The sequence below is a fragment of the Shewanella sp. SR44-4 genome, from assembly GCF_014163715.1.
In the GTDB taxonomy this organism is placed as follows: domain Bacteria; phylum Pseudomonadota; class Gammaproteobacteria; order Enterobacterales; family Shewanellaceae; genus Shewanella.
Window position 1 is genome coordinate 146,241 of the sequence record NZ_JACJDU010000004.1, and the last position, 25,007, is coordinate 171,247.

The window sequence follows — 25,007 nt, forward strand, 5'->3', positions numbered from 1 at the left end:
TTATACTATGTTGTCGAACATATTTGCCATTTTTCTGGGGTATTGAGTTGTAGAATACAGCTGCCCAACGCTTATTGCTCATGAGTGTTTGCTTTAAATAATAGATACCGAGTCAATGACTTTTATCAATGGATTATATCGTAAATTATTGATAAATATGGGCTATTATGGCATCTAAAAATGGAGTTTATTTTTTTGTGTTCATCCTACGATGAACACAACTTACCAAAGCAGTCCTTAAGCAATATCGTTGGTAAGCAAAGCATTGGTTCTTGTAAGATGAACTCGCGGCGCGATAATCAATTCATTTATTGATCATTCTCTGTATTTTAGTAAATCATTTGCGTTAATATACTGTTGCATTCTAGAGCAGTTATTTGTAATGAAAATGACTAACATAAAGTAAAATAAAGGAATATTAATGCAGTTACTTTTTAGGAAAGCTATCACTCCGTTATTGGTTGCCGCCAGTTTAACCGTTGCAGGTTGCAGTGGTGGGGGAAGCGAGTCAGCCAGTAATAATGTCACACCTCCGGTGACAGACACCAGTAGCATTACTTGGACCAAGGGCCAATTTACTCCATACGCGGATGTCGCATTGCAGTGTCAGGCCGATCAAACAGGATCTGAACTCACCGAAAAGCTTTGGCTTCGCTCATGGAGTAACGACACTTACCTTTGGTATGATGAAATTTTCGATCGCGATCCAGCTCCTTATACCGTAGCGCAATACTTTGATTTATTAATCACAGATGAGCTGTCTGAAACCGGTAATGTAAAAGATAAGTTTCATTTCTCAATGCCGACTGATGAATGGGAGCAATTAAATCAATCTGGCGCATCATTCGGTTACGGATTTAACCTGTCACTTCGCAATGCATCTGCGGGGGTAACACGTCAGGTCACCATTACTTATAGCGAACCTAATTCACCGGCAGTGGCCGCGGGAATAAATCGCGGCGCTATTATTGTTGCTGTAGATGGCGTCAATGTGGCGAATGCTGACGATAGTGCAAGCATAGATACATTAAATGCAGGGTTATTCCCAACTCAAAGTGGCAAACAAACGACATTTACCGTGCGAGATCTCAATGCCATTGTCGATCGCAATGTCATATTGTCGGCCACCACCGTTATCTCTACCCCGGTGCAAAATACCCAAGTGATCCAAACCGCAAGCGGCAAGATTGGATACTTACAATTTAATTCTCATATTGCGACTGCTGAGCGAGGGTTGTTTGATGCCATTACCACGTTAAGCGAAGCGGATGTAGAAGATTTAGTCTTAGATTTACGCTACAACGGTGGCGGTTTACTCGCCTTAGCGAGTCAGTTGGGCTACATGATAGCAGGTGATACTGCGACCAATAATCGCATTTTTGAACGAACCAGTTTTAATGATAAATATCGAACTATTGACCCAGTAACTAGAGCAATACTCGAACCAACGCCGTTTATTCCGGAAACAATAGGCTTTAATACTGGGTTGCTGCGTGCAGGGATTACACTGCCTTCACTAAACCTTAAGCGGCTTTATGTATTAACAACAGCAGATACATGCTCGGCCAGTGAAGCATTGATGAATAGTCTGCGTGGTATTGATATTGAAGTGATTCAAATTGGTGGCACAACGTGCGGAAAGCCTTATGGGTTTTACCCAACACCAAACTGCGGCACCACTTACTTTAGCATTCAATTTAAAGGTGTGAACGATAAAGGTTTTGGTGATTATTCAGATGGTTTTGTACCCACTACAAGTCCAACACTCGACAGTGAGATTAAAGGTTGTGCGCTAAGCGATGATTTAAACCATGCGCTTGGTGATACCAATGAGCGACTCTTAAGCGCCGCATTGTATTACCGTGATAATAACCAGTGTCCAGCGCTGACTTCATCAGCGGCTAAAGTGTCAGCGGCCCCAACAATGATGGATAAAGGCTTTATGTTGAAAGATGACCGTCACTCAGCATTGCTTAAAAATAATCGGATAATGTCGACAGGAGCCATGTAATGTCCCGTTTATCTTCTGGTTTACTTATCGCTGTAGTGATGTTTTCCACGGCTTTTATGGGGTGTGGCACTTCAACGGCCGGAAACGATAGTGCGGTTCCTGCGCTAATCACGTCGCCAAATAGTGCCAGTGTGGATGAATTACAAGCGGCTATTGCCAGTTTGTTGAATACAGACCATGTGATGATTGCTCAAAGCGCGTTTACAGACACCAGTGTCTTGTCTATTGAACCTGCAATGCACAAAGACACTAATGGTCGTTTATTAATGGGTCGCTCTACCGAGATGCCAGAGAGTGTGCAATTATTTATGCAAACTGATACTTGCTTGCTTGAGCATGCCAAAAGTGGCCAACGTAGAATACTGCAAATAACCACCTGCCGGGCCGAGTAACACTGGCTAACTTATGGCGTAGTTACCTGTTAATTCAGGCTTGGACTCAGTAGTACCAATGACGAAATATTATCATTGGTACTACTGGAATATTGCTGGTTTATTACCGGAGTTTTATTGTCAATCTGATGGATATTATTGTGATTAACGCTTCAGCGTTAATCACAATAATGAGTTAAGAGTTAAGAGTTAAGAGTTAAGAACTAAATTCAGGACTAAATACAGACTACGTATTAACCTTGTGTCTGGTAAGTAAAATATTCTTAGTGAATAGAAAGGTAGCCTAGGCTGCCTTTCTATGATTACTTCTCCAGTGAGATAATTATCTATTATCTATTATCTGTAGCAGAGGTTATTTATTATCTGAACGTATCACTAACTCAACGCGGCGGTTTTGTTTCTGGCCCGCTTCATCAAGATTATTGGCAATAGGCGAGTACTCACCAACCCCTTTGGCTTCAACTTGTTGTGCAGAAATAGAGAACTGTTTGATCAAACGGGTTTTAATTGCAGTCGCGCGTTTTTCTGACAAGGTTTGGTTATAAGCTTGCGAGCCCTGGTCGTCTGAGTGTCCTACAACATAAAACAGCTGTTTAGGGTGTGTTTGTAGGTATTGAGCTACCACTTCAACAATCGGATAAGCTTCTGGCAGTAATTCATCGCTATCATATTTAAACAACAAACCGTCTAGTGCCACATGGCCCGTTTTGGCTATCTCGTCGGTTAAGCCCTGTAAATCAATTCCCACACGGTTATTGTTTAATGTGGTTTCTTCAATGATTCTGATTTCAGCAGCGAGATTGCCAACAAAGCCAATCACATACACCATTACGTAAACATTTCCCTCGGGCCGATCTAACTTATACAATCGATAAAATTGACTGTCGTCACGACCATTGGACATCAGTAATTTTAAAGCATTATACATTTCTGTTTTTCGCCCACATTGCTCACCTGTACAAGCATAAACTTCGTTAAAGCCAAGCTTAGTTAACGCGTTTTGGTAATTAGCATTAATCTCGTATTCAGAATAAGTGCGAGGTAAGTTATAGCCAATATCGGTTATTTTTCCGTCTAACATCTTAGTCTCAAATTTTTTGCCGTTTTTGCCTATTAATACGGCGATTTGTCCAAAACTATGGGTGGTATATTCATCAATATAAGCACCTGGTATACGAGTCAACATTGGATGATCGGCAGAGTTTTTTTCATCTTTATTGCTGTTGTCAGTTACTGCTATTTCACTCACTTCTTGTGATAAATAGCTCTGGTTAGTGGTCACCAAATCTAATGGTTCATCCATCACTTCTATAATATCGATCTCTACGTTGGTGGCGCGCTGCCAGGCAGCCGCATATATGGACACATATACTTGTTTTTTAGGAAGGGTGATATAAGCAGTAATTAACGAGGGTGAACTTTTTGAAATTGTATATAGCGGTTTTATAAATTTGCCTAAATTCTCCTCACTACCACAACTTGCTTGCTCGCATTCAAAGAGGATATTGGCATTTAATGCCTTGAGTTGATTTTTATAGTTATTGATTAAATGAGCTGGCGTATAAGACGGCGGCAATTCATAGTTGGTCCTAATCAGTTTACCTTTCACTTCTTTTGATTGAATATTTTTATCGTCAATTGCCGTGATCAATTGCACAGGCGTGAAGTGCCTTAATTCATTTTTTGTTTCTTTTACCTCTTTAGGCTCAGAAAATAATTCTTGTGATGTTGCCGAATAGGCATTCATCGCTGGCATCACTGCAATAGTAACGGCCAATGACATAAGTACGGGTTTTAACATATCAACTCCCTGTTGTGTGGTATCCAATATTTTGTGAAATAACATTAAGTGATCATAAGATATTCAAACATCAATAAGGTGTAAAACAATTTGTAATATGATGACTATATACCTATCACTTTTAGTGCCTTTTGTTTTTTGCTCCATCCTTAAGGATGTATTTAAGTGGTGAGTAATATTTTATTAGGAAAAGGTAACAGGTTTATTGGTGAACATTCTGTTGATGGTGATAAAATTTGAGTACATTAATAAGGATATTGCTCACTAATAATCATTATGGCCAAAATAATAGAGTTAGATGATAAATCTTGGTTTTATAACCTGTACATAAAAGGGATGCGTAACTTTAACGCGCAAAGTGACGTGGGTTTATATGTCGCTAATATAGGTTACCCTCTGTCTTTGGGCGTTTCGTTGTTACTGCTTATTTTGATGGTCGGTTTGGCTGTGCTACCTCTTAGTGTTCCTAATACTGAGCTTGCTCGTGCATTAGTATTAATCAACATTGGATTATTACCTGTCTACTTAATAGGACGTTATTGGCTGGTTAGGCGACGTTACGGTATTACCGGGACATTACGTTGCTATGTGAGCCAGCAGCGTATTGCCATTCCTGCGAATGCAATAATGGATAAGCCTGTGGGGCAGTTGGAGTTACAACGCGATGACATTGATCGCATAAAGGTAAAATATAAATCTCAAATGCATCGTTTACATGTGCGCAACCATATTACCGCGTGTGATATTGAGCTTAAGAGCGGTGAAGTCATTACCCTTAATGCGATGTATTTTCCGCTTAAACACATTGTTTACATGCTGTGTTTTTTCGACTACCCATTAACAACGCTGCACGGCAATTGGTCATGGGCTTTTTTGCCTAATATTATAGCCGTAATATTCCCTGTTTTAGTCAATGTCGTTGTCACAGGCATATTAGTGAAACACTATTTTTTGTAGTGTATATTCAATTGATTACATACATGATTGATTGTGAGTTTTTAAGCGTTAGTAAAGCAATAACGTAAAATTAAAAGGATGTTTTCATGTACAAATTAATCGCTATTATTTTATTACTATTTATCTCGACAGCGTCAATGGGAGCGACTGAAGATGAGCAAGCTCAGTGGATGGAAGCCGCAAAGAAAATTAACTTATCTGAACCGCATTCCTTGTGTAAAAAATCAGTTAATGTCGTAATCAATCAAGATGTAAAGTTATTCAGAACAATATTTGCTGAGATACCAGCAACAGATGAACAAGTAAAAATGCATTTAGCCGACTTACATGATAAATATTATAACAAGTCATATTTGGGTATCGATAATTACCGAATTGATGAAGGACGCGAGTTTGCGTTTGAAGATGCTAAAAACGCTAACAATAATTTAGTTCGTCAATCTGCGCAGATGCGTGGACATGATCTTGAGGTATGGGTGGGATATCGTTTTGATACTGTTTCACCGAAAACCAACAAACCTCGTCAAGCGAGTGGATACTGTAAACTAGCCTATCTACAAAACCAGTGGAAAATTATTTCGTTATTGTAGGCCATTATATGGTACCTGCTTATCCTTTTTGTTCATTACCGGCATGTTAATGACGTAATAGAATTATATGGCTAAAAATAGTCGATAACGAGGCTCTTTATATAGCTGGTAGACACTGACAACAATCTTAAAAATGTAAATTCGATTAAGGAACAGGATGTTTAACAAGTTAACAGGGACGTTATTGATTACCGCGTCATCATTTTCAATCGTGTCAGCCGTTGAAAAAATAAAGTGGATTTTTATATGTTTTAATCTGATTTATGTTGTGTTGGCGGTAAGTGTCTTTTCTTTTTCGGCTGAAACTGTCGGGCGTTTAATGCTCAGTATATTGTTGATCTTGGTAGCGTTTAGTTATCAATGTCGATGGTGTTTTGATGCCTCACGCAATGTGTTAATACAGTTCCATGGTTTCAAGTTAGGGTGGGGATCCATTTATTCCCTTCAACAACAAGATGTTGATTACTCGATAATAAAAAATATTGAGTTAAAAGAAGTGCATAATACTTATAAAGTGATTTTGCATGTTAAAGAGAGTCAACAAGCTCAATTTCCTGAACCGATATCGATATCGTTAAAAGTGAAGCAACATAAGTTGCCCGCATTGGTGCAACAATGTCGAAAAGAGTTAATGTCGCAGGGGATTAATGTTGTCGGTCAATTTGATAGCGTTAGTCGTAAAGATTGGCCAACCTTTAGTTCAGTTCCGCTCGACCTAGATACCGTAAAAGCCTTTATTGGGATTAAGCTATTTAACGACCCGATAAAATTACAATACCCCGTCACACTGTTTATGCTGCCTTTACCTCGGCAATACTTTCATCAAGTCTGGGCTTCAAGTTATATTAGTTTTATGGCCGCCCTGTTTATCCTTTATTCCAGCCATAATATCGTAGCGGCCATAGTGGTTGCCTTATTTGGGGTAGCTGTGTCTGCTGTAAGGCGAAAGCTCATTTGCGATAAGCATTATACACAGGGTATATCGACTCCTAATGAGATTGTTATCAGCGAAAATTCACTTGTTATTCCAAGAGTGTATTTTGAGGACAAGCAAGTTAGACAGATAGAAAAGTCTGCGATTAAATCAATCAATATTGTGTGGAATTGGTATAAAGCTGGCGATGGTGACAGTGCCCTGAGGCAATACAGGCGACCTTTTGTATTTAGAGTAAACATTGATGTGAGTAACGGTGAAAGCATTACGTTAGCAGGGCAAACATTTGATAGTAATAAATTTGTTATTGCACTGTCTCAACTCGGCTACAGTGCAACGTTGATGCAAATCCCAAAAATAGCAGCGGTATGGCGTTTTTACATACTCATACCGATGGCTATAGCGCTACTAGGTATGACAGGCTTTGGCTTGTACTCGCTATATATTCGTTATTTGGTTTAAAAGTAAAAGCATTAACGTTGTCATAACACGACAGAGTTAGTGTTAAATACATGACTTAAGGATGAGCTAAAAATGAAAACGATAGGATTACTGGCATTGTGCGGCTTAAGCACAGCCAATGTATATGCAAGTTGTAATATTGATGTTGAAGTACAAGGTGAGCTCGACCCTTCATTGCAGTACCAATTGACTTACTATAATACTCTACATTCACGTAAGACGATGGATTTAAACAACCTTACCGCGTTTACAAAAAACAATATTGAATTGCCTGGCTGTCCTCAAAAGCATAAAGCCGATATGACTTTGACTTATACCAAAGAGGGCACCAGTTATATTGTGTTTGAAAGTCATTTGTTTCCTAATCAATCCAGTATTTATTTTAGTCACAGCAATACATTAGCGTTTAGAAGTTGTGCTGGTTGCGACTTGCAACAATACACCTATGTCGCGAAAGAGATCCAACAGCAAGGGATGGATAAAGAGTTGAACGCTTTGGTTGTGCAGCAGGCTGACTATCTTGATTATCTTCGCTATGCCGATGTTAGAGCTGTTTTTGGTGAAAGGTCAAAGGCGATTGTTAATGCTGCTATTGAGGCAGGATATATCACTCCACCCAATATTGGTGCTATTAATGAAAAGCCACCTCATACCCGCGATGTGATTAAACAATGGCTGGCAATATTGGCACCGCAAAAAAGTTTTAAAAATATTTTAGGGGCGAAAACCCGCCAGCAGGACGCTTTTGCTGACTATGAGGCGATGACAGATAAAATTTCACTGACTAACCCAACGTTTTTCGATCAACTGACAAATCTCACCAAAGAGTTTAAGGATAAAACGATATTTACAGGGGAAGTGCAGTCGTTAATCGCCCCGTTTTTGTCGACCACCGATGCGGATATAAAAAAACTTGTCAGCATGATTAATGAGTCATTAAGCCAAGCATTATCGTTACCTGAGCAGGTAAACAACGTAGTGATATCAAAAGGCGATATTAACAACCCTAAGCCTGACGATTCCGCTAGGTTGATGGCAAATTGGTTTAGATTGTTGCACACCATTGAGTCTGGCACGCCTGAGCAATTAGCCATGTTTTCAGCTCAGTTTAGAGCAAGTGTGATGACAGATATTTTGAATCGTGATGACTCAAAGCAAAAAATACTTTCAGCAGCGATAAAAAAGTACAGTAAAGCAATACGTTATTTATCGTCAAAAAGTAGCGACAAAGATGTAGCCGCTTACAATATGCTATTAGATGAATTTAAAGGGAAAGTTGAAGTTAACGGAAAACGTTTAATGTTAAAAGACGCTGACAGTGCTCAACAACTGGAGTGGGTTTACGAAAATAACAGCTGGAAACTGGATACCGTTTTAATTAAATAATTCAGACTGGTGAAAAGTGTAACTATTAAATCAATTAGGGATAAATGATGATGTTCATTAAATGGGTAAAAAGTCGCTGTTATCAATTTTCAACTATTGCATGTAGCTCAATGCTGGTATTTTCCGTATCAGCCAGCGAGGCCAGTTTACCTAAAGAGGTCAGTGAGTTAAAGCCGCGTTGTGATCAAGTAATGCGGGATATTCGTGATGAAAAAATAGATGAAATTATCAAAGGGTATCACCCTATGATGCAACAATGGCAGGATGGAAAAAGAGCTCGGAAGTTGATTGAGCTTAGTTTAGGCGGTTATAAAAGAGCTTCCGGTGGAGGAGAGCTAATAGATTTTATGATGTTTGATCCAGAATCGTCAGGCTTTATGGAGCCGAGTGCAAACTTAAAAGGAAATTACCCCAATACCACACGTGTTATAACAATTAACTACAGTTATAATTTTATAAAGCCAAATGGGCAAAGTCGTACAGGTGGCACAAGATGCATACTATTTGAAGATGATGGCCAATGGTATTTTTATGATGATTTACCCTTTTAGTATTGCTTTATAAATTACCACTTGTAGATGAAAACCAGCAGTCAGTTGACTGTTGGTTTTATTTTAACAATGTTCAGTGACGTATTAGTTTCTGATGTTAATGATTGTTGTAAAGTAGAGCCCTTATTAATGCCGTGGATTAAACAGAGTTTTAGTATTTTTAAAAGTAATACGACACTCGAAATGAAATTAGATGAACGTCATAAAGTTACATTTGCCTCAAGAATCTTCATTTCACCTTTTTCAATGCTAACTTGGCTATTGTTGTTAACCAGCTTTGTGGGCGTACCTTTGCTATTGATGTTTGTGTTACAGGCATCTCCAGATGCTATTTTGTTAAAAAGCCTTAACTATGTCAAAAAGCCCTGTTGTTAAATCAATAGGGTTTTGTTTTTTTAATGCCTAAAGCATATTAAAGGGATTTATGAGTTATAAAATTTGTAAGCAGACAGATGATTGCATTGTGCTGCAAGATACTGGTGGCATTATCGACTTTGTTTTTGGTATTGGTATGGCGGCAATGGGTGCAGGTGTTATTTATTTAGGTTGGTTCGGCTACCAAGATACGGGCGAGATATTCATGCCACTCATTATAGCCCTTGTCGGTAGTTGTTTATTCTTCCCTATATTTAAGCGTAACCGATTAACGATTGATGCGACCCGTAAAGAGGTGGTGAAAACAAAGTCCTGGTTCGGTATCACCAAAGAGAAAGAAATTGTGACTAATAACAATCTTTCATTACTCGAAATGTCTGGTTTCATTACCGGTGAATTTAACGCTTTTTTTGATCGTCAAGAAATAGTTAGGCATCATTATGCGCTTAAGTTTTATAGCTTCCCTGAATGGCATATCACTATCAGAAATGTATCAACCATGATCAATATTGTGATGTTTTTTGAAAAACACTTTGATACCGATTTGGCATTAGTTGTTCAGCATAAAAGGCATAAATTTAGTACCAAAGGGTTATTAAAAGACCATAAGCCGACTGCACTTCCAACAGGTGATTTAGTACGTGAATCAGGCTTTCAGCAACTAACTATCGGCGGCATGCCTTTTACATCATTAAGATTTTGGCTGTTTGCGATGAGTACCATAGGCATATCATTTTTTATTTCGATATTTATATTATTCTTTTCTGAATCCGTTTTTACGCCTTATGTATCCTTGCCAGTTCAATATGCTTTATCAGCGTTACTGATTGGCTTTTTTTCTTGGGTATTTTTTTACCGCGCAGCGGGGACAAAACTCAGAATTTATAATGATACTTTGATTGTTAAACATGGTGTGTTTAACGAAAAAACCTATAAACGTTCAGATATCATTGGCGTAGTAAACATTACCCGAAATACGTATTTAGTGACTCGATTAGGTGCCGAATGGTTAGCTTTTAGATTACCAACTGAGCACAGCTATGCCATTCACAGCTGGTTAATGCCATACCTTAAACGCTGAATAGGATATTGGCTCAAATCACTTATTTAAATCTCTACTAACAGGATGTTATCGATGAACATGATGAAAAAAGCCAGCTTGCTGGTGGCCATGACTACCGCCATTACGACAGTGAGCTTTGCAGCATTGGCGAGTAATCAGGGTGCTATTGATGCATTTGAGGCTAAAACTAAACCGATTGCCCAAGATGCAAAAGTGATATCAGAAAAACAATTAGCGTTGATGGGTGAGTTTAATCAGCTCGTAGCGTCGGGTAATGCTGCTGCAGTATTTCAAAGCGGTAAGGTTACAGAGTTACAAGCTCTAGGCGAGCAGACGTTGGTGCAGGCTAAGCTGTTTGTCAAAGAGTATGAGCAGTTTTTAGCGCAATTACCTGAAACCTCTGCCTGTTATACACCTGAAAATGTCACTGAATATAATCAGCTTATTAATGAGGTCGCAACTAAGAATCAATCTTTATCTGAGTTAACTAACACGGTCGCGCCGGGTGATGAAATGGCTGCTACGATGGCAGTATTAAATTTGCAAATGCATGCCGGGCAGGTGGGTAGTTTGGTGCAAATGTTTCAGCTGGTGAAGATGTGTTATATAACCGAAGCCATGGGTTACACCAAGCAAGATGTTGAGCGTATGGAAGCGGAAGAAGATGGTGATGAGCTGTAATGCTAGTATCTAATATGTCACTTTACATATTGGCAGTGTTTACTTTGTTGATTGTTAATAAGTAACAGGTTATTGAGTTGGATGGGGTGTATGCTATAGCAGTTATTCTATCTAGCATATCTAGTGCATTAGGGATTCATCATTTTTATGGCAGCAGAACGGTCCTTTGTCTATGGTGTGTTTGATTTGGTCTTAGCAATTGTTGGTCGTTTTATTGATAAAGAAAACGATATGATTAAAGCAGGCTAATATTTGTGGCTTGATGATAAAAAACCATTAGCTTTTGCTAATGGTTTTTTACATTGCGAGTAAGCAATAAGCCTCTTATGGTGTTGTTTTTAGTGACAATAAATGATTGTATAATATTTGGGTAAAGCGTTCTGAATTGTCATAAGTCATCATTAGTTGATTGTTTGCGTCTTTCGTGTCGAAAGCTTTATTTAAATTGACTTCAATTAACTGTTGATCTGCAACTAAATAATATGTCGGAAGAATGTGCTCAGCAACTTTGTCATTTATAGCGTCCTCAGTTGTAATAATTAATGGCTGATTACTTGGGCTAATGCTGCGTTCTACTGTAAATGTCGTTTCTGGTTGCAGGTTAATATCAAGCAGAGTGATCTTACTTTGTTGCTCATCGACGATGATAAACTCTGGATATAAACTATCAAATTGTGCTCTAGCGATATCATCAACTGTGATCATATCAGCCGTCTCGTAATCAGGAAGGTCGTAGATTTCATAATTATTGACTTCACGACACATGACATCAGCTTCTTGAGATACGTTTATAGAATATAATGTTTGTGGCCAATTTAGCGTGTTGAATTTAAGACTATCAGGAATAATGTTAAGTATTGAGCTCCAGCTATCACTTGGTGTGAGTATTTTTTCTACATTAATAGTGACATTAACATCTGTTGATTCATACACTGTTTTGTAACTATTACCATCTATAAACGGTTCAGGCGTCGGCAATGGTGCAATGGTATACCAACCGTTATGGGTTGTGTTCCAGCATTCAATTTCTATTTCTTGCTCATCTATATCTTTAGGGAATTCGGTAACATACCCAATTCCGTCAATAGAGGCTGATCCTATAACTGTCTTTCCTGTCTCATCATTGTCTAGTGAGAATGTGCTGAACTGTGACAGCAACGCTAGCGATAAGGTATTAGTGAAACCTTTATCATTAATGATATTACCTAGCACAACATCCCAATCGTTTTGTGACAAAATACGTGAATCGATCGGTAATTCTGTAAATCCTAATGCGATAGCTGAATCACTAAACAGTATGTTGGCGGCTAAAGTAAATATGTCGTCTGAGAAGAACTCTTCGATAGAAAGGCCGCTATCACTTAATATTTGCCAAAGCTCTGCATAAGTCGCAGCAAGAATTTTTTCTGCTGCGATTAAGTTTGGAATTTGAGTCGCGATGACTTGCTGCAAATAAGCAATGGCATAGTCTATGCGCATAAAGTTAGCTGAGGCTGATGTTTCCGCTGAAATAGAATACAAGGTGTCTGCATCTAATTGATACAAAATAGCCAATAGAGTGTCTAATTCAGCCGATAATTGACTAATATCACTGTTAGACAGACTTTGACTCTTCATCTCAATCACCCGAGAGAGTTTAATATGGGTCAGGTTGTTAATCGCGCCATTGTATTGTGGGCTTGCGATTAATGTCCCTTGTCCTGCATCATTAACGATAGCTTTTGGTGCTGCTCGGTTAGTCGGGTTTTTAACCTTAAGTGCTAAAGAGCGGGCCTGGATTGCTTGTGTTGCTGTTGCTGCTTGCCAGTTAGCCACTAAGTAATAGTCTGGAGTTTCAACTTCGCTCTTCCAGTCTATTTGATAGTTACCGTCAACATCTGTAATAGTAAAAGGTTCATCGCTATCACAAACTAAGTTTTTATTTAAATCAGCACACACGGTTGCGCCAGATAATGCCCCTTGGTAGACCGCAAGGCCGTTTACCTGGTGAGTGTATTCTGATGCTACTGGCGGCGTAGTAATCGGGGGAGGTGTACCTGAATCTGGTTGCGTGATTTCGGTATTAGAGTCGTCGTCAGATGAACCGCAACCGACTAAGAGTGTGCCAGAGATTAATATGGCTAATATGCTTTTATGGTGCATTAATGTGTCCTTACATTATGGGGTGAAGTGTTTTTAAAACAATGAAAATATCGAGTGTGAAATATTAAGCGAGCCTAATAATGTATCGTTTACTGGATACATTGTTAGGCTCACTTTTTAAGTGCTAACTGGAGTATTTGATAGAGGATTAACCGGCAGCGAAAGCAAATAATTGGCCACGGTTTTTAATCTTGGTTTTTTTATAAATATTCTGTACGTGCATTTTGACGGTATTAACAGAGATGTTGAGCTCTTTGGCCATTTCTTCGTTGGTTAATCCATGCAGTATAAGTGATAAGACTTGTTGTTCTTTTTTGTGGTGACGGCAAGTATTTTGGCGCGATTACCTGATGATGGAATACGCTTTCTTTGGAGGATGTATTTAGAAACGGCTTTAGGGTTAAAGCTAATGTCGCCATCTTGTACTTGTTTAATGCTTTGTATTTGATGAGCGATAGAGTCAGAGACACTAATGGCGCCATGAAATCCAGATGAAATAAGGATAACTTCTAGTTCTACATTCAAAGCAGAACAAAATGCAATGTGCAAGTCGCTTTTAAATAATTCAGCAGATAAGTAACCAATTTCTTGTAATGGATTATCAAGATAATGAACCATAATGGCGCTGCCATTTTCGGCATTTGATGCAGCAGACAATTCTGATAACGCGCAGTTCGCATTGGTTGGAATTAAGTTAAATTCAATCAAACTAGCGAGATTTTGAAATTGTCCATGAAGATGGACAGGGAAATCTACGATTATAAGGTTATTGCTGAACATGTCACATTCCTTGTTTAAAAACCCAGCGTCCGTTTGCTGTTGTTTTATACTTTTTCGATGTTTGTTTGTGCTATTTATTGAAAACTTGTAGCAACACTAGCATGTATCAAATCAATAAAAAATGCATTTTGTGTAATCTATTAGCATGAGTGATTATACAATGTTTACTGTAAACCGATGTTTTATTTACATTTGAGCAATATTGATTGTTTAAATAATGCTCAGAGCAGTATCCTACAACATAAAAAGACTATTGCATACGGTAAAATGATTATTTTTAACCCGTAAGCTTATCCTAAGCGGTGTATCACTTATGCTGTTTTTTTGGATCAACGTTTAGGTTTTCTTGAATGACTTGGTTTACCTTTATTCGCCACCGGCTTTTTAGGTTTCGCGCCTCGACCTTGCATAAAGTGCTCTGGACCTTCAATTTTATCTCGTAAACTTTGAGTCGGCTTTTTCTTGGCTTTTTTGGGCGCGTTTTTGACTTCTGAAGATGAATGTTCAATTAACTTCATTAGCGTGCTGAGTTCTTGCTCATCCAAATCGCGCCATTCTCCTACAGGCAGCCCTTTAAGCGACACATTCATAATTGACTGACGTTCTAGCTTGGTCACTTCAAAGTTGAAATGTTCGCACATTCGACGAATTTGACGATTAAGCCCTTGAACTAGAACTATTTTAAATACGAACGTTGAAACTTGTTCAACTTTACATTTTTTAGTGATGACACCTAACATCGGCACGCCTGCTCGCATACCTTGTAAAAATGCTTCGGTGATCGGCTTATTAACCGTGACCACATATTCTTTGTCGTGATTGTTGCCTGCGCGGAGAATTTTATTGACTAAGTCACCATTGCTGGTGAGAAATATTAACCCTTGTGAATCTTTGTCTAAACGACCAATCGGAAATACGCGTTCGCTGTGGTTTACAAAATCGACAATATTATCGCGTTCGGTATTTTCGGTGGTACTCACAATACCTACTGGTTTATTAAGGGCGATGAAAACAAGATCGGCTTCGTCTCGAGGGGCGATATCGTGACCATTCACTTTGACTTTATCGCCAAATTCGACGCTGTCACCAATTTTGGCGCGTTTACCGTTGATAAAAACATTACCTTGCTCAATGTAGCGGTCTGCTTCACGGCGTGAGCAAATACCACTCTCACTAATGTACTTATTTAGACGGGTTGCAGATTCACTCATGGTGGTTCCTTTATCAACATAAACGCACTGCAAAGGCAGGCTGGATCGGCGCAGATAATATCATAAAATAACCGGACAAAGAGCTGTTTGATAAACGTTTATTATCAGTCGTTGAGGTTTCCTATGTCATATAGGTGAGTATCACAAATCAAAACCCAGTTGCGTTGTGGTGTGCTGTTGTTGAGGTAATAGGTTAATGTCGGCCAATACTGATGCACTGTGCGCCAACTGTTGTTGCAGTAAACGGTACAAATCGACCGCTAATTGCGGTGCATTGTGATTGTCTGGGGTGTGGATAAACAAATAGGGTTGTTTGTTTTGCGCGATCCATAAAGGCAGCTGTTTAAGCCAGTTTTGGAAAAAATGTATATTGGCTTCCGCTTGCGGATGACCAATAAAGCGCACCACAGGATTGTTTGCGGTTGCAATGGCGTGTACTGGCACTTTAGGCTTTTTTTGGTGGGCATCTATCACTGCGGCTGTGGTTGGCGCGGCCGCAAAAACAGGCCTCGTATCCATAATGATACGATTGCAGTTATTGTCGATGAGTAAGCGGTTTAATGCTTGCTCTGCTTCACCTTTAGCAAAAAAGGCGCTATTACGTACTTCGACGCCATAGGTTAGGCCTTGTGGTACTTGAGTTAAAAATTGCGCTAACTGTGGCAACGATTGTGGCCCAAAACTGGCCGGAAGTTGAATTTTCCACACCCCGGTTCGGTTAATTAGCGGTTCCATTACGCTAAAGAATTGTTGTAGGGCCGGCCCTGCATGTTGTAGCTGTAATTCATGAGTGATGTGCTTGGGCAGTTTAAAGGTAAATTTAAAATCGTCATGGGTTGCGGCGTACCAATTTTGTACATTCTGTAACGACGGCGTGGCATAGAAGGTAGTGTTACCTTCAACGGTATTAAATATTTCGGCATAGCGCGCGAGCCGATGTGCTTGGCTATTGCCGTAGACGGTTTGTTGCCATTGGTTTTGTGACCACATGGCTAAACCTAATCTTAATGGCGGATAAATAGTCGCTGTTGAAGTGCTATTGTCCAAAACAATCCTTAGACTTGGGTAAGTGTTTTATATAAAAATATCGATATTGTGCTAATAAGGTCTTTAATGGGCTAAAAAACAACATTTAGTTATTTTTGTCTATATCTAATGGCTTTACCCATCTGATAAAATTATCACAATTAGTTACGCGATGTATTGAACATCTCAACCAAAAGTTAAATGGTGCGTTATTGTGATTTTATGCGTTAGATGGAGAGTTTGTGTCTAGTCCACATACAGACAGTCAGTTTGATAATTATCGACCTAATACATCTTCCGCCAAACCGGCTCCGGTTCGTCGCAGTAAAGCGGGTTGGTTATTCATCGTATTATTGTTAGCAACAGCCTATCTGATCGAGTTTGAGGTGCGGACATCGTATTATCAATCTTATTTTTTGCATCAATATGCGACTAAATTAACCTATAAAGTACGTGATTATCGCAGCGATGCAGTGATTTATCCTAAGTATGGTCCTTTTGATGACCGCCATGGTTATAGCCAATTACCGCAGAAAATAGCGCGTCTTATTGAGCGTAATTATCAAATCACTCAGCAAGTAGCATTTTCACCAATGTTGATGGATTATACCAATATTGGTTTTTTTCCGCCGTATCATGAAAAAGCCCAATCAGGCTTAATGATAAAAGATTGCCGTGACATGACGGTATTCGATTTCTCCTATCCTAAACGAGTGTATCAAGACCAAGATAAAATCCCCGACCAAATCATTAATACCTTATTGTTTATCGAAAACCGTGAAATGTTGAGTCCAGAAGCTAAATACAATCCTGTGGTTGACTGGCCTCGATTTGTGTTGGCTGCCGCCAGCCAGGTAGCGGGTATTTTTGGGGCTGATATGTCTAAAGCAGGTGGCAGTACCTTGGCCACCCAAATTGAAAAATTTAGGCATTCTAACCACGGCTTAACCTTGAGTATTAAGGATAAATTATTACAAATTGGTTCGGCAATTGTGCGAGTGTATCAGCAGGGTGAAAGCACCGTTGGCGCTCGCCAACGTATCGTACAAGATTATCTCAACACAGTGCCATTATCATCGGCGCCAGGTTTTGGCGAAGTCCACGGTATTGGTGATGGTTTATGGGCCTGGTTTAAAACAGATTTTAATCAAGCTAACCAAATACTATTGAGCCGTCATACTCAGCAAAATGCTGCTGAGCGTGGCAAGGTGTTTCGTCAAATCGTGGCCTTAATGATTGCTCAGCGTCGGCCGTCGTATTACTTACGCCAAGGTCATGAGGATTTAGAATCGTTAGTAGACAGCTATTTACGTTTACTGGGCGGTGATGGTCTGATTGAAACGCAATTGATGGTGTCGGCACTTGAGCAAACATTACAATTTAATTCTAGTAAGTTAGCGACGACTAACCTCGCTAACAATAAAGGGGTTAATGCGGTACGTATTCGTACTGCGGGTATGTTGGGATTAAGTTTATTTGATCTCGATCGCTACGATTTATCGATTAACAGTACCTTTCATGGTGACTTGCAACAACAAGTTAGTGATTACTTACGTAGTTTAGCTCAGCCCAGTTCGGCTGAACGTATCGGACTACTGGGTGAGCGTTTACTGTCTGTGCAGCAGTTAGATAAAGTGTTGTACAGCTTTACCTTATATGAAAGCACCGACAGCGCCAATCGGGTACGGATTCAAACCGACAGTATTGATCAGCCGTTTGATATTAACGAAGGCAGTAAGTTGGAGCTTGGTTCAACGGCTAAGTTACGTGTATTAGCGACATATTTAGACATTATTGCCGAATTACAACAGCGTTTTTCGGCAATGACGGTGGCTGATTTACGCCAAGTGGATGTGGAACGTAAAGACCATATTACACGCTGGGTGGTCGATTATTTGATTACCACCCGTGACCGTAATTTAACCCGAATGTTAGATGCAGCACTGCAGCGCGAATATTCGGCTTCACCAGAAGAACGTTTCTTCACCGGTGGTGGTTTGCATGTATTTAACAATTTTAATAAAAAAGAAAACAGCCGCGTACCAACATTATATCAAGCATTGCAAGAGTCAATAAACTTGCCTTTTGTGCGCTTAATGCAAGACATTGTTAATTACAGTAGTAGTTATAACAGTGAAGGCAGTGTGTCGCAGCTATTGCGTAACGACAAAGATCCGCGCCGTGAAGAATACCTAAAAGCATTTGCTAAGCGTGAGGGCAGTTCGTTTGTAAAACGTTTTTATCGCAAGTATCGTCAGCTTGCACCAGAGCAACGTCTTGAGGTGTTATTTGATGGTATTCAACAACAAGAGCACAAGTTAACGGCGGTTTATCGTTATTTAAAACCTTACGATGGTGCCCGTGAGTTAAAGATTTTTCTTGCAGGGCGTTTACCAGCAAAAACCTTTACTGATAAACAAATTAATGTGCTGTACAACAAGTATGGCGAAGAAAAGTTCAATTTGGCTGATCAAGGCTATATTGCGCGGGTGCACCCGTTGGAGCTGTGGGTATTACGTTATTTAAATGACTATCCAGAAACGGGTCTTACTCAAGTATTAGAGGATGCGCAGCCGCAGCTACAAGAAGTGTATCGCTGGCTGTTTAGAACGCGTCATCAAAATGCACGTGATGTGCGTATTCAAGTGATGTTAGAAGTTGAAGCTTTTTTAAGTATTCATCAGCGGTGGGTGAGAATGGGTTATCCGTTTGAATACATGGTGCCTTCATTAGGCTCAGCTTTAGGCAGCTCGGGCGACAGACCTGCAGCATTGGCTGAGTTAATGGGTATTATTCAAAATGATGGCTATCGTTACCCTACAGTGAGAATTGATGAGCTGCAGTTTGCCAAGGACACACCATATGAGGTGACATTGGCCAATAATAAGCAAACAGTAACGCGGGTGATGCATCAAGAAGTTGCGCGAGCGTTGAAAAAAGCACTGGCAAATGTGGTCGAAAATGGCACTGCGAGAAGACTCAAAGGCAGCTTGGTGGATAGCAATGGCCAGGCTGTTGTTATGGGTGGTAAAACGGGTACTGGTGATAACCGTATAGCGACTGAAATTCGTAATGGCCGTAAAGTGTCTTCAACCGCTATAAACCGTACCGCAACGTTTGTGTTCTATTTAGGCGATCGTCACTTTGGTACCTTAACGGCGTTTGTGCCAGGGGAGAAGGCTGACGACTTTAGCTTTACTTCAGCACTGCCATTACAAGTACTTAAAGGCATGATGCCGATTTTATCACCGATGATAAACCAGCAAGAACAGTGTCAAACTGGTTTATAAATGATGAATCCAGCTTGCTGCGATCAACAAAAAAGCCCATGCTGTAAAGTATGGGCTTTTTGTTCGAATTAACATGTTGTTAAACGCTAAAAAGACTGAGCATAACAATAATGTGGCATACTACAGCAGCACTGGTTAATATTGTGCGTAATGTGAGGTAGCTGGTGGTGGTTGATAATTGTTTGGCTTTAAATTCAATATACAATAGATACAGATAACCACTGGCGAGTAGGATAAGCGCGGATAATGCAAATGGTGTTAACAGTGCAATCCAACAAGCGAGAGCGATGATATTACTAATGATAAGTAACTTAGCGATGTTGTCATCTAAGGTTAATATAACCGCTTTGCCCCACAGAGTACCGGCAACAAAACTTAAAATCACTGCGCTATAGCTAACAAACCCTAGCATAGTATGTTCGGGTGCTAATAGGCTATGATTGAAGGCTAATACACTGAGAATAATAAAAGGTAAAAGGCCAGCAAAGCCCAACCATTGCCATGTTTTAATGCTTTTCATCCTGTAGTCCTTTAATGCATGTTGATACGGTTACTCATCGTCAAGCGTGTCGATGAATGAGAATATATAACCTCAATTATGGATAATAAACGGTCATCAAACAGGCATTTCCGCTATCAGTGTTGAATCGACTTACAATAGGCGAGCTATTGATACGTCCAATATGCCTTGTTAGCAAAACACATGGCAAGTTTGATATTGCAGACTTGAATTAAACCCGTTTTTAACGATTTATCCCATCTCTTTTTAGAGCTGAGGTTATCTATAATATAAATGATCTTGGTGACACAACATAGAAAAGGCGAACCCGAAATGAATATTTCTCTTCATCCCATTACTGAAGCAGATTTAGATATATTGTTTGAATTTGAAAACGACCCTATTGCTAATAAAATGGCAGATTTTGTGCCGCGTAAACGTAAGGCTTTTAACTTGCATTGGCAGCAAAAAGTATTGGCTAATGAAAAGGCGATAGCGCAAGGGATTTGGATCGATGATGTTTTAGTGGGCAATGTTTTATCGTGGATTAATACCGACGCAGCAGCAAAGTCCGACCCACAAATGCGTTTAGTTGGGTATTGGATTGGACGTGAACATTGGGGCAAGGGCATTGCCACCAAAGCAGTGGAAATGTTTTTAAAGCAATTTATTTCGAGCCCTGTTTTTGCTTATATCGAGAAACAGAATCAAGGCTCAGTGGCAGTGGCGTATGCCAATGGCTTTTTCGACGTTACAGCGCAGTATCCGCAATTAATCAGTAAAGACAATTTACGTTTATTCAGACGTGGTAACGTTTAATATTCTCGTGGATTAATGATTGCCGCCGCCACATCCACCGCAACAACTGCTACCATTATCTTGTTTTTTGGTAGTATTTTCAGCCTGAGATACTTTTTCTGTTGCAGAGTTCGAGTCTGTTACAGCAGTGTCCTGGGCTGTAGGTGCCACATTGCTAACTGGTTCAGCTTGCTTGGCTGGCTTGAAAATACCGCTAATTGAAAAACTCATGGTGATACCTCGTTATGGGAGCTGATTGTGTAATGTTGTGATGAGATCTAGTGGCCAAATTTAAACATGTTTTTTATTTGCATGTTTAAATTGTATAAGGCTTACTTTTTTAGTCAAGTGTTATCTGCCGCAATAAGCTCGACCTGCTTAAGATGTGTTGAGCATCACATTTAACTGCCGTGTTAATTAACGATAATCCAAGCAAACACCGCCTAGAGCCTTTGTTTTCATCTGAATGAGCGTGATAAACTGCCCATCCACATGTTTGGAGTTTTTATGTCTTTTGCAGATTTATCGTTACATCCCATATTGATTAATCGTCTAGCTGAATTGAAATATCAGCAACCTACGCCGATCCAACTACAGGCTATTCCGGTTATTTTAAGCGGTAAAGACGTGATGGCGGGGGCGCAAACGGGCACCGGGAAAACGGCTGCATTTGCATTACCGTTACTGCATCAACTATTGACTCATAAAGATGCTCTAGTCGCTCAGCCAGATACTCAACATATTCATTTAACCCCTATTACCGCGCTTGTATTGGTCCCAACTCGAGAGTTAGCCCAGCAAGTGCACAGTAGTATTGAGCAATATGCTTATGGCAGTTCAGTCACTAGCGTGATGGTTTATGGCGGGGTTAGCATTGGCGAACAAATCCGTCAGCTAGCCAATGGCACCCATATTTTGGTGGCGACCCCCGGACGGTTATTAGACTTGTTACGTAAGCGTGCGTTGTCATTGTCGCAATTAACTCATTTGGTATTTGATGAAGCCGATCGCATGCTGGACATGGGCTTTAAAGATGAAATTGTCGAGGTGCTTAAGCGTTTACCAAGTACACGACAAACATTACTATTTTCAGCCACCTTAGATGACCGTATGCTCAGTTTTAGCCGACGCTTATTACGCTCACCACAAGTGATTGAAGTGGCTCAGCGAAATACCACCGCCAGCAGTATTGTTGAGCGAGTGTTTAATGTCGACGCTAACCGAAAATGCGCCATGCTGTGTCATTTAATCAGCCAAGAAGGTTGGCAGCAAAGCTTAATATTTAGCCGCACCAAACAAGGTGCTGATGCACTGGTAAAGCAAATGAATCAAGCTGGTGTAGCGGCTGAAGCATTTCATGCTGACTTATCTCAAGCAGTACGTGAACAAGTATTAGCAGCATTTAAAGCCGGTGATGTGGCCGCGTTAGTCGCCACCGATGTGGCTGCTAGAGGGTTAGATATTAACGAGTTGAATTATGTCGTTAATATGGAGTTACCGTTTCAAGTTGAAGACTACGTACACCGAATTGGCCGCACAGGCAGAGCAGGTAAAGCTGGGCAAGCTATTACATTATTAAGCATCGATGACGAGCCATTATTAACTAAACTAGAAGCCTTTTTAGACCGACGTTTACCACAGCAATGGCTGGCAGGTTTTGAGCCAGACCTTGATTTAATTGCTCCAGTTACCCGTAAAACAACCAAATCTGCATTAAAACAACAAGCACGTAAAAAGGCATTAGCGGCATCTTCGCGTGGTAAAAAACGCTAACATGAGTTTTATATTAATTCCATCACACATGACAGTGTGGTGAGTGTCTTTTTACTGCCACATTAATGTCATCTAGTTTGAACCGAGTTGTCACATTAGACGCTTATCTTAACTGACAAATAATTATACCTATATTTGATCCGTTATTTTCAGAGCATATCTAAGGACAATTTATGAGCAAGGCGACATTTGATCCAACTCGTTTTAACAACAGTAAAAATACCCCCTTCAATGAAGTGATGGATAATCATCTATCACGTCGTAATTTTGTTAAGCGTGGTTTAGGCCTTAGTGCTATGACGGCGTTTGGTGGCTTCGGATTAAGTGCTTGTGGCTCTGACAATGACACCGTTGCAGAAACGCCAACAACGCCGATCACGCCAACAGCACCAACAAAAAGTTCTGCAGTATTAGGTTTTGAGTCTATTGCCGGTTCTAAAACCGATGCAGTTGCGGTAGCTGCTGGTTATTCAGCTTATGTGTTAGCACCTTGGGGAACACCCTTAAATTCGAAAGCTGCAGCGTGGAAAGCCGATGGCAGTAATACTGCTATCGATCAGGAAAACTCAGTAGGTATGCATCATGATGGTATGCATTTCTTCCCGTTGAATGATTCGGCAGATGACGGTTTATTGTGTATTAACCACGAATACATTGACCAGGATGCTTTACATCCAACAGGCCCAACGTTTGATGCTGATGGTAAGCGCACTGTAATTGATGAAATCCGCAAAGAAATCAACGCCCATGGTATTTCAGTTGTACGTATTAAATTAGTTTCTGGACGATGGCAAGTGGTCGAAAACGACAGCCATAACCGTCGTTTTACCGGTGCAACCGTGATGGATATTGCTGGCCCACTAGCGTACAGCTCATACCTTGAAACGCGTTATTCGCCCGATGGCAGCCAAGCGCGCGGTACCTTAAATAACTGTGGTAATGGTTATACGCCTTGGGGCACTTATTTAACATGTGAAGAAAACTGGCCTGGTTACTTTGTTAATAAAGGCACCTTAACGCAAGAGCAAACCCGCATTGGTATTTCGACTTCTGACACTCGTTATGGCTGGAGCCACTTAGCGGGTGATGACGATGAACGTTTAGACGAATTTGCTCGTTTTGATGTGACGCCAACGGGCTCAAGTGCGACTAATGATTACCGTAACGAAGCTAATGGCCATGGTTATATTGTTGAAATTGATCCATACAATCCCAACTCGCGCGCTATTAAGCGTACTGCATTAGGTCGCTTCCGCCACGAGGGTTGTGCCTTTGGTAAACTTGAAGAAGGCAAACCAATCACATTTTATTCAGGCCACGATTCACGTTTTGAATATCTGTATAAGTTTGTTTCTGACGCAGCATGGGATCCAGCAGATGCTAACAGTACTAACCGCTTAACAGTTGGCGATAAGTACATGAATGCCGGAACCTTATATGCGGCTAAGTTTACCGAAGACGGTGTCGGTGAATGGTTACCGCTAACGTTAGATGGGGTGACTGCCGACGGAAGCACGCTTGCGAGCAGCTTTGACTCACAAGCCGCGATTATATTAAATACTGCTGGCGCTGCTGACTTAGTGGGTGCTACACCAATGGATCGCCCAGAATGGACAACTGTCGATCCATTTACAGGTACGGTATACCTAACGTTAACCAACAACAGTAAGCGTACCGACAGCACCAACCCTGCTAACCCACGTTTAAATAACAACTTTGGTCATATTATCCGTTGGGATGAAGGTGATGCAGCAACGGAATTTAGCTGGGATATCTTTATATTCGGTTCACCTGCAGATGGTGATGCTGAGACTAACTTATCTGGCTTAACTGACTTAAACCAGTTTGCTAGTCCAGACGGTTTGGCGTTCGATCAACGTGGTATTTTGTGGGTGCAAACCGACAATGGTGCCTCTGAAGTTACCGAAGAAACCAACGATCAAATGTTAGCGATTGTGCCATCAACGATGGTAGATGCAGACGGTAACCAACAAGTGGTAACGGCTGAAAACCAAACTCAGCTTAAGCGTTTCTTTGTTGGCCCTAACGGCTGTGAAGTGACTGGTTTTGCCATGTCGCCAGACTACACCGCAATGTTTGCCAATATTCAGCATCCTGGCAACTGGCCATACTCTGATAGAGCAGATGAAGAAACGCCCGCAGGCACAACGGTTCGTCCACGTGCAGCTACAGTGATGTTTATTAAAGATGACGGCGGTGAAATCGGCGTTTAATGTAAGCCACTTTCTCTGGAAGTCATTAACCTTGCTTTAGTCTTGTTTATG

At 40.4% G+C, this 25,007-nt stretch carries 22 protein-coding genes; 14 read left to right on the forward strand and 8 right to left on the reverse strand.

What is annotated here, in order from left to right; all coding sequences use genetic code 11:
- Positions 1-421: 421 nt before the first annotated feature.
- Positions 422-2,011, forward strand: a complete 1,590-nt coding sequence (locus H5125_RS03650) for a S41 family peptidase (RefSeq protein WP_182743562.1) — start codon at positions 422-424, stop codon at positions 2,009-2,011.
- A complete protein-coding gene (locus tag H5125_RS03655; protein ID WP_182743563.1) occupies positions 2,011-2,403 on the forward strand; it encodes a hypothetical protein in 393 nt (130 codons plus the stop codon). Before H5125_RS03650 ends, H5125_RS03655 begins: the two co-directional genes overlap by 1 nt.
- Positions 2,404-2,755: 352 nt before the next feature.
- On the opposite strand, the gene H5125_RS03660 is transcribed toward H5125_RS03655, so the two are convergent.
- Positions 2,756-4,204, reverse strand: coding sequence for an OmpA family protein (locus H5125_RS03660; protein ID WP_182743564.1), 1,449 nt, complete (start codon positions 4,202-4,204; stop codon positions 2,756-2,758).
- 276 nt (positions 4,205-4,480) lie between these two features.
- Here H5125_RS03660 and H5125_RS03665 point away from each other — a divergent pair, with 276 nt between their 5' ends.
- The 8 genes from H5125_RS03665 (at position 4,481) to H5125_RS03700 (ending at position 11,203) form a co-directional block, all read left to right on the forward strand.
- Positions 4,481-5,161 (forward strand): hypothetical protein, encoded by a 681-nt coding sequence (locus tag H5125_RS03665; RefSeq protein WP_182743565.1) that lies wholly within the window; start codon positions 4,481-4,483, stop codon positions 5,159-5,161.
- Between the two features lie 86 nt (positions 5,162-5,247).
- On the forward strand, positions 5,248-5,751 hold the full coding sequence (locus H5125_RS03670; protein ID WP_101086143.1) for a hypothetical protein: 504 nt from the start codon (positions 5,248-5,250) through the stop codon (positions 5,749-5,751).
- A 157-nt stretch (positions 5,752-5,908) separates the two neighbouring features.
- Positions 5,909-7,147, forward strand: a complete 1,239-nt coding sequence (locus tag H5125_RS03675; RefSeq protein WP_182743566.1) for a hypothetical protein — start codon at positions 5,909-5,911, stop codon at positions 7,145-7,147.
- A gap of 72 nt (positions 7,148-7,219) precedes the next feature.
- Entirely contained in the window at positions 7,220-8,533 is a 1,314-nt protein-coding gene (locus H5125_RS03680; RefSeq protein ID WP_182743567.1) for a hypothetical protein, read from the forward strand.
- Positions 8,534-8,577: 44 nt separating this feature from the next.
- Positions 8,578-9,084, forward strand: a complete 507-nt coding sequence (locus H5125_RS03685; protein WP_182743568.1) for a hypothetical protein — start codon at positions 8,578-8,580, stop codon at positions 9,082-9,084.
- 27 nt (positions 9,085-9,111) lie between these two features.
- Complete coding sequence (locus tag H5125_RS03690) at positions 9,112-9,459, forward strand: hypothetical protein (RefSeq protein ID WP_182743569.1); 348 nt, start codon at positions 9,112-9,114, stop codon at positions 9,457-9,459.
- Positions 9,460-9,508: 49 nt separating this feature from the next.
- Positions 9,509-10,540 (forward strand): hypothetical protein, encoded by a 1,032-nt coding sequence (locus H5125_RS03695; protein WP_182743570.1) that lies wholly within the window; start codon positions 9,509-9,511, stop codon positions 10,538-10,540.
- A 54-nt stretch (positions 10,541-10,594) separates the two neighbouring features.
- Positions 10,595-11,203: a hypothetical protein gene (locus H5125_RS03700; RefSeq protein ID WP_182743571.1), complete on the forward strand. Its 609-nt coding sequence runs from the start codon at positions 10,595-10,597 to the stop codon at positions 11,201-11,203.
- 324 nt (positions 11,204-11,527) lie between these two features.
- On the opposite strand, the gene H5125_RS03705 is transcribed toward H5125_RS03700, so the two are convergent.
- From H5125_RS03705 to H5125_RS03725, 5 genes are all read right to left on the reverse strand, one after another.
- Positions 11,528-13,345: a hypothetical protein gene (locus H5125_RS03705; protein ID WP_182743572.1), complete on the reverse strand. Its 1,818-nt coding sequence runs from the start codon at positions 13,343-13,345 to the stop codon at positions 11,528-11,530.
- Positions 13,346-13,493: 148 nt separating this feature from the next.
- On the reverse strand, positions 13,494-13,607 hold the full coding sequence (locus H5125_RS03710; protein WP_259395389.1) for a response regulator transcription factor: 114 nt from the start codon (positions 13,605-13,607) through the stop codon (positions 13,494-13,496).
- Between the two features lie 11 nt (positions 13,608-13,618).
- On the reverse strand, positions 13,619-14,125 hold the full coding sequence (locus tag H5125_RS03715; RefSeq protein WP_182743573.1) for a hypothetical protein: 507 nt from the start codon (positions 14,123-14,125) through the stop codon (positions 13,619-13,621).
- Between the two features lie 329 nt (positions 14,126-14,454).
- Positions 14,455-15,336 (reverse strand): 23S rRNA pseudouridine(2604) synthase RluF, encoded by an 882-nt coding sequence (gene rluF, locus H5125_RS03720; protein WP_182743574.1) that lies wholly within the window; start codon positions 15,334-15,336, stop codon positions 14,455-14,457.
- A gap of 141 nt (positions 15,337-15,477) precedes the next feature.
- Positions 15,478-16,326 (reverse strand): DUF72 domain-containing protein, encoded by an 849-nt coding sequence (locus H5125_RS03725; protein ID WP_182743593.1) that lies wholly within the window; start codon positions 16,324-16,326, stop codon positions 15,478-15,480.
- A 278-nt stretch (positions 16,327-16,604) separates the two neighbouring features.
- Here H5125_RS03725 and H5125_RS03730 point away from each other — a divergent pair, with 278 nt between their 5' ends.
- Complete coding sequence (locus H5125_RS03730; RefSeq protein ID WP_182743575.1) at positions 16,605-19,652, forward strand: transglycosylase domain-containing protein; 3,048 nt, start codon at positions 16,605-16,607, stop codon at positions 19,650-19,652.
- Between the two features lie 79 nt (positions 19,653-19,731).
- Here the strand turns inward: H5125_RS03730 and H5125_RS03735 are convergent, their stop codons facing one another.
- Positions 19,732-20,172, reverse strand: coding sequence for a DUF3429 domain-containing protein (locus H5125_RS03735; RefSeq protein WP_101086135.1), 441 nt, complete (start codon positions 20,170-20,172; stop codon positions 19,732-19,734).
- Positions 20,173-20,484: 312 nt separating this feature from the next.
- On the opposite strand from H5125_RS03735, the gene H5125_RS03740 reads away from it, so the two are divergent.
- Complete coding sequence (locus H5125_RS03740) at positions 20,485-20,970, forward strand: GNAT family N-acetyltransferase (RefSeq protein WP_157822781.1); 486 nt, start codon at positions 20,485-20,487, stop codon at positions 20,968-20,970.
- A gap of 12 nt (positions 20,971-20,982) precedes the next feature.
- Here H5125_RS03740 and H5125_RS03745 read toward each other — a convergent pair whose 3' ends face one another.
- Positions 20,983-21,180 carry a hypothetical protein gene (locus H5125_RS03745; RefSeq protein WP_182743576.1) on the reverse strand — a complete coding sequence of 66 codons (198 nt, stop codon included), beginning with the start codon at positions 21,178-21,180 and terminating at the stop codon, positions 20,983-20,985.
- 276 nt (positions 21,181-21,456) lie between these two features.
- Between H5125_RS03745 and H5125_RS03750 the strand changes: the two genes are divergently transcribed.
- Positions 21,457-22,722 (forward strand): DEAD/DEAH box helicase, encoded by a 1,266-nt coding sequence (locus H5125_RS03750; protein WP_182743577.1) that lies wholly within the window; start codon positions 21,457-21,459, stop codon positions 22,720-22,722.
- Positions 22,723-22,895: 173 nt separating this feature from the next.
- Positions 22,896-24,956 carry a PhoX family phosphatase gene (locus H5125_RS03755; protein ID WP_182743578.1) on the forward strand — a complete coding sequence of 687 codons (2,061 nt, stop codon included), beginning with the start codon at positions 22,896-22,898 and terminating at the stop codon, positions 24,954-24,956.
- The last annotated feature ends 51 nt before the right edge of the window (positions 24,957-25,007 follow it).

What these genes read in the sequence shown, in the direction of transcription:
- H5125_RS03750 (WP_182743577.1), top strand. Translation starts at nt 21,457, where the DNA reads ATGTCTTTTGCAGATTTATCGTTACATCCCATATTGATTAATCGTCTA.
- H5125_RS03680 (WP_182743567.1), top strand. Translation starts at nt 7,220, where the DNA reads ATGAAAACGATAGGATTACTGGCATTGTGCGGCTTAAGCACAGCCAAT.
- rluF (WP_182743574.1), bottom strand. Translation starts at nt 15,336, where the DNA reads ATGAGTGAATCTGCAACCCGTCTAAATAAGTACATTAGTGAGAGTGGT.
- H5125_RS03735 (WP_101086135.1), bottom strand. Translation starts at nt 20,172, where the DNA reads ATGAAAAGCATTAAAACATGGCAATGGTTGGGCTTTGCTGGCCTTTTA.
- H5125_RS03695 (WP_182743570.1), top strand. Translation starts at nt 9,509, where the DNA reads ATGAGTTATAAAATTTGTAAGCAGACAGATGATTGCATTGTGCTGCAA.
- H5125_RS03700 (WP_182743571.1), top strand. Translation starts at nt 10,595, where the DNA reads ATGAACATGATGAAAAAAGCCAGCTTGCTGGTGGCCATGACTACCGCC.
- H5125_RS03710 (WP_259395389.1), bottom strand. Translation starts at nt 13,607, where the DNA reads ATGGCCAAAGAGCTCAACATCTCTGTTAATACCGTCAAAATGCACGTA.
- H5125_RS03665 (WP_182743565.1), top strand. Translation starts at nt 4,481, where the DNA reads ATGGCCAAAATAATAGAGTTAGATGATAAATCTTGGTTTTATAACCTG.
- H5125_RS03670 (WP_101086143.1), top strand. Translation starts at nt 5,248, where the DNA reads ATGTACAAATTAATCGCTATTATTTTATTACTATTTATCTCGACAGCG.
- H5125_RS03755 (WP_182743578.1), top strand. Translation starts at nt 22,896, where the DNA reads ATGAGCAAGGCGACATTTGATCCAACTCGTTTTAACAACAGTAAAAAT.
- H5125_RS03660 (WP_182743564.1), bottom strand. Translation starts at nt 4,204, where the DNA reads ATGTTAAAACCCGTACTTATGTCATTGGCCGTTACTATTGCAGTGATG.
- H5125_RS03685 (WP_182743568.1), top strand. Translation starts at nt 8,578, where the DNA reads ATGATGATGTTCATTAAATGGGTAAAAAGTCGCTGTTATCAATTTTCA.
- H5125_RS03740 (WP_157822781.1), top strand. Translation starts at nt 20,485, where the DNA reads ATGAATATTTCTCTTCATCCCATTACTGAAGCAGATTTAGATATATTG.
- H5125_RS03705 (WP_182743572.1), bottom strand. Translation starts at nt 13,345, where the DNA reads ATGCACCATAAAAGCATATTAGCCATATTAATCTCTGGCACACTCTTA.
- H5125_RS03675 (WP_182743566.1), top strand. Translation starts at nt 5,909, where the DNA reads ATGTTTAACAAGTTAACAGGGACGTTATTGATTACCGCGTCATCATTT.
- H5125_RS03690 (WP_182743569.1), top strand. Translation starts at nt 9,112, where the DNA reads ATGAAAACCAGCAGTCAGTTGACTGTTGGTTTTATTTTAACAATGTTC.
- H5125_RS03655 (WP_182743563.1), top strand. Translation starts at nt 2,011, where the DNA reads ATGTCCCGTTTATCTTCTGGTTTACTTATCGCTGTAGTGATGTTTTCC.
- H5125_RS03745 (WP_182743576.1), bottom strand. Translation starts at nt 21,180, where the DNA reads ATGAGTTTTTCAATTAGCGGTATTTTCAAGCCAGCCAAGCAAGCTGAA.
- H5125_RS03650 (WP_182743562.1), top strand. Translation starts at nt 422, where the DNA reads ATGCAGTTACTTTTTAGGAAAGCTATCACTCCGTTATTGGTTGCCGCC.
- H5125_RS03725 (WP_182743593.1), bottom strand. Translation starts at nt 16,326, where the DNA reads ATGTGGTCACAAAACCAATGGCAACAAACCGTCTACGGCAATAGCCAA.
- H5125_RS03715 (WP_182743573.1), bottom strand. Translation starts at nt 14,125, where the DNA reads ATGTTCAGCAATAACCTTATAATCGTAGATTTCCCTGTCCATCTTCAT.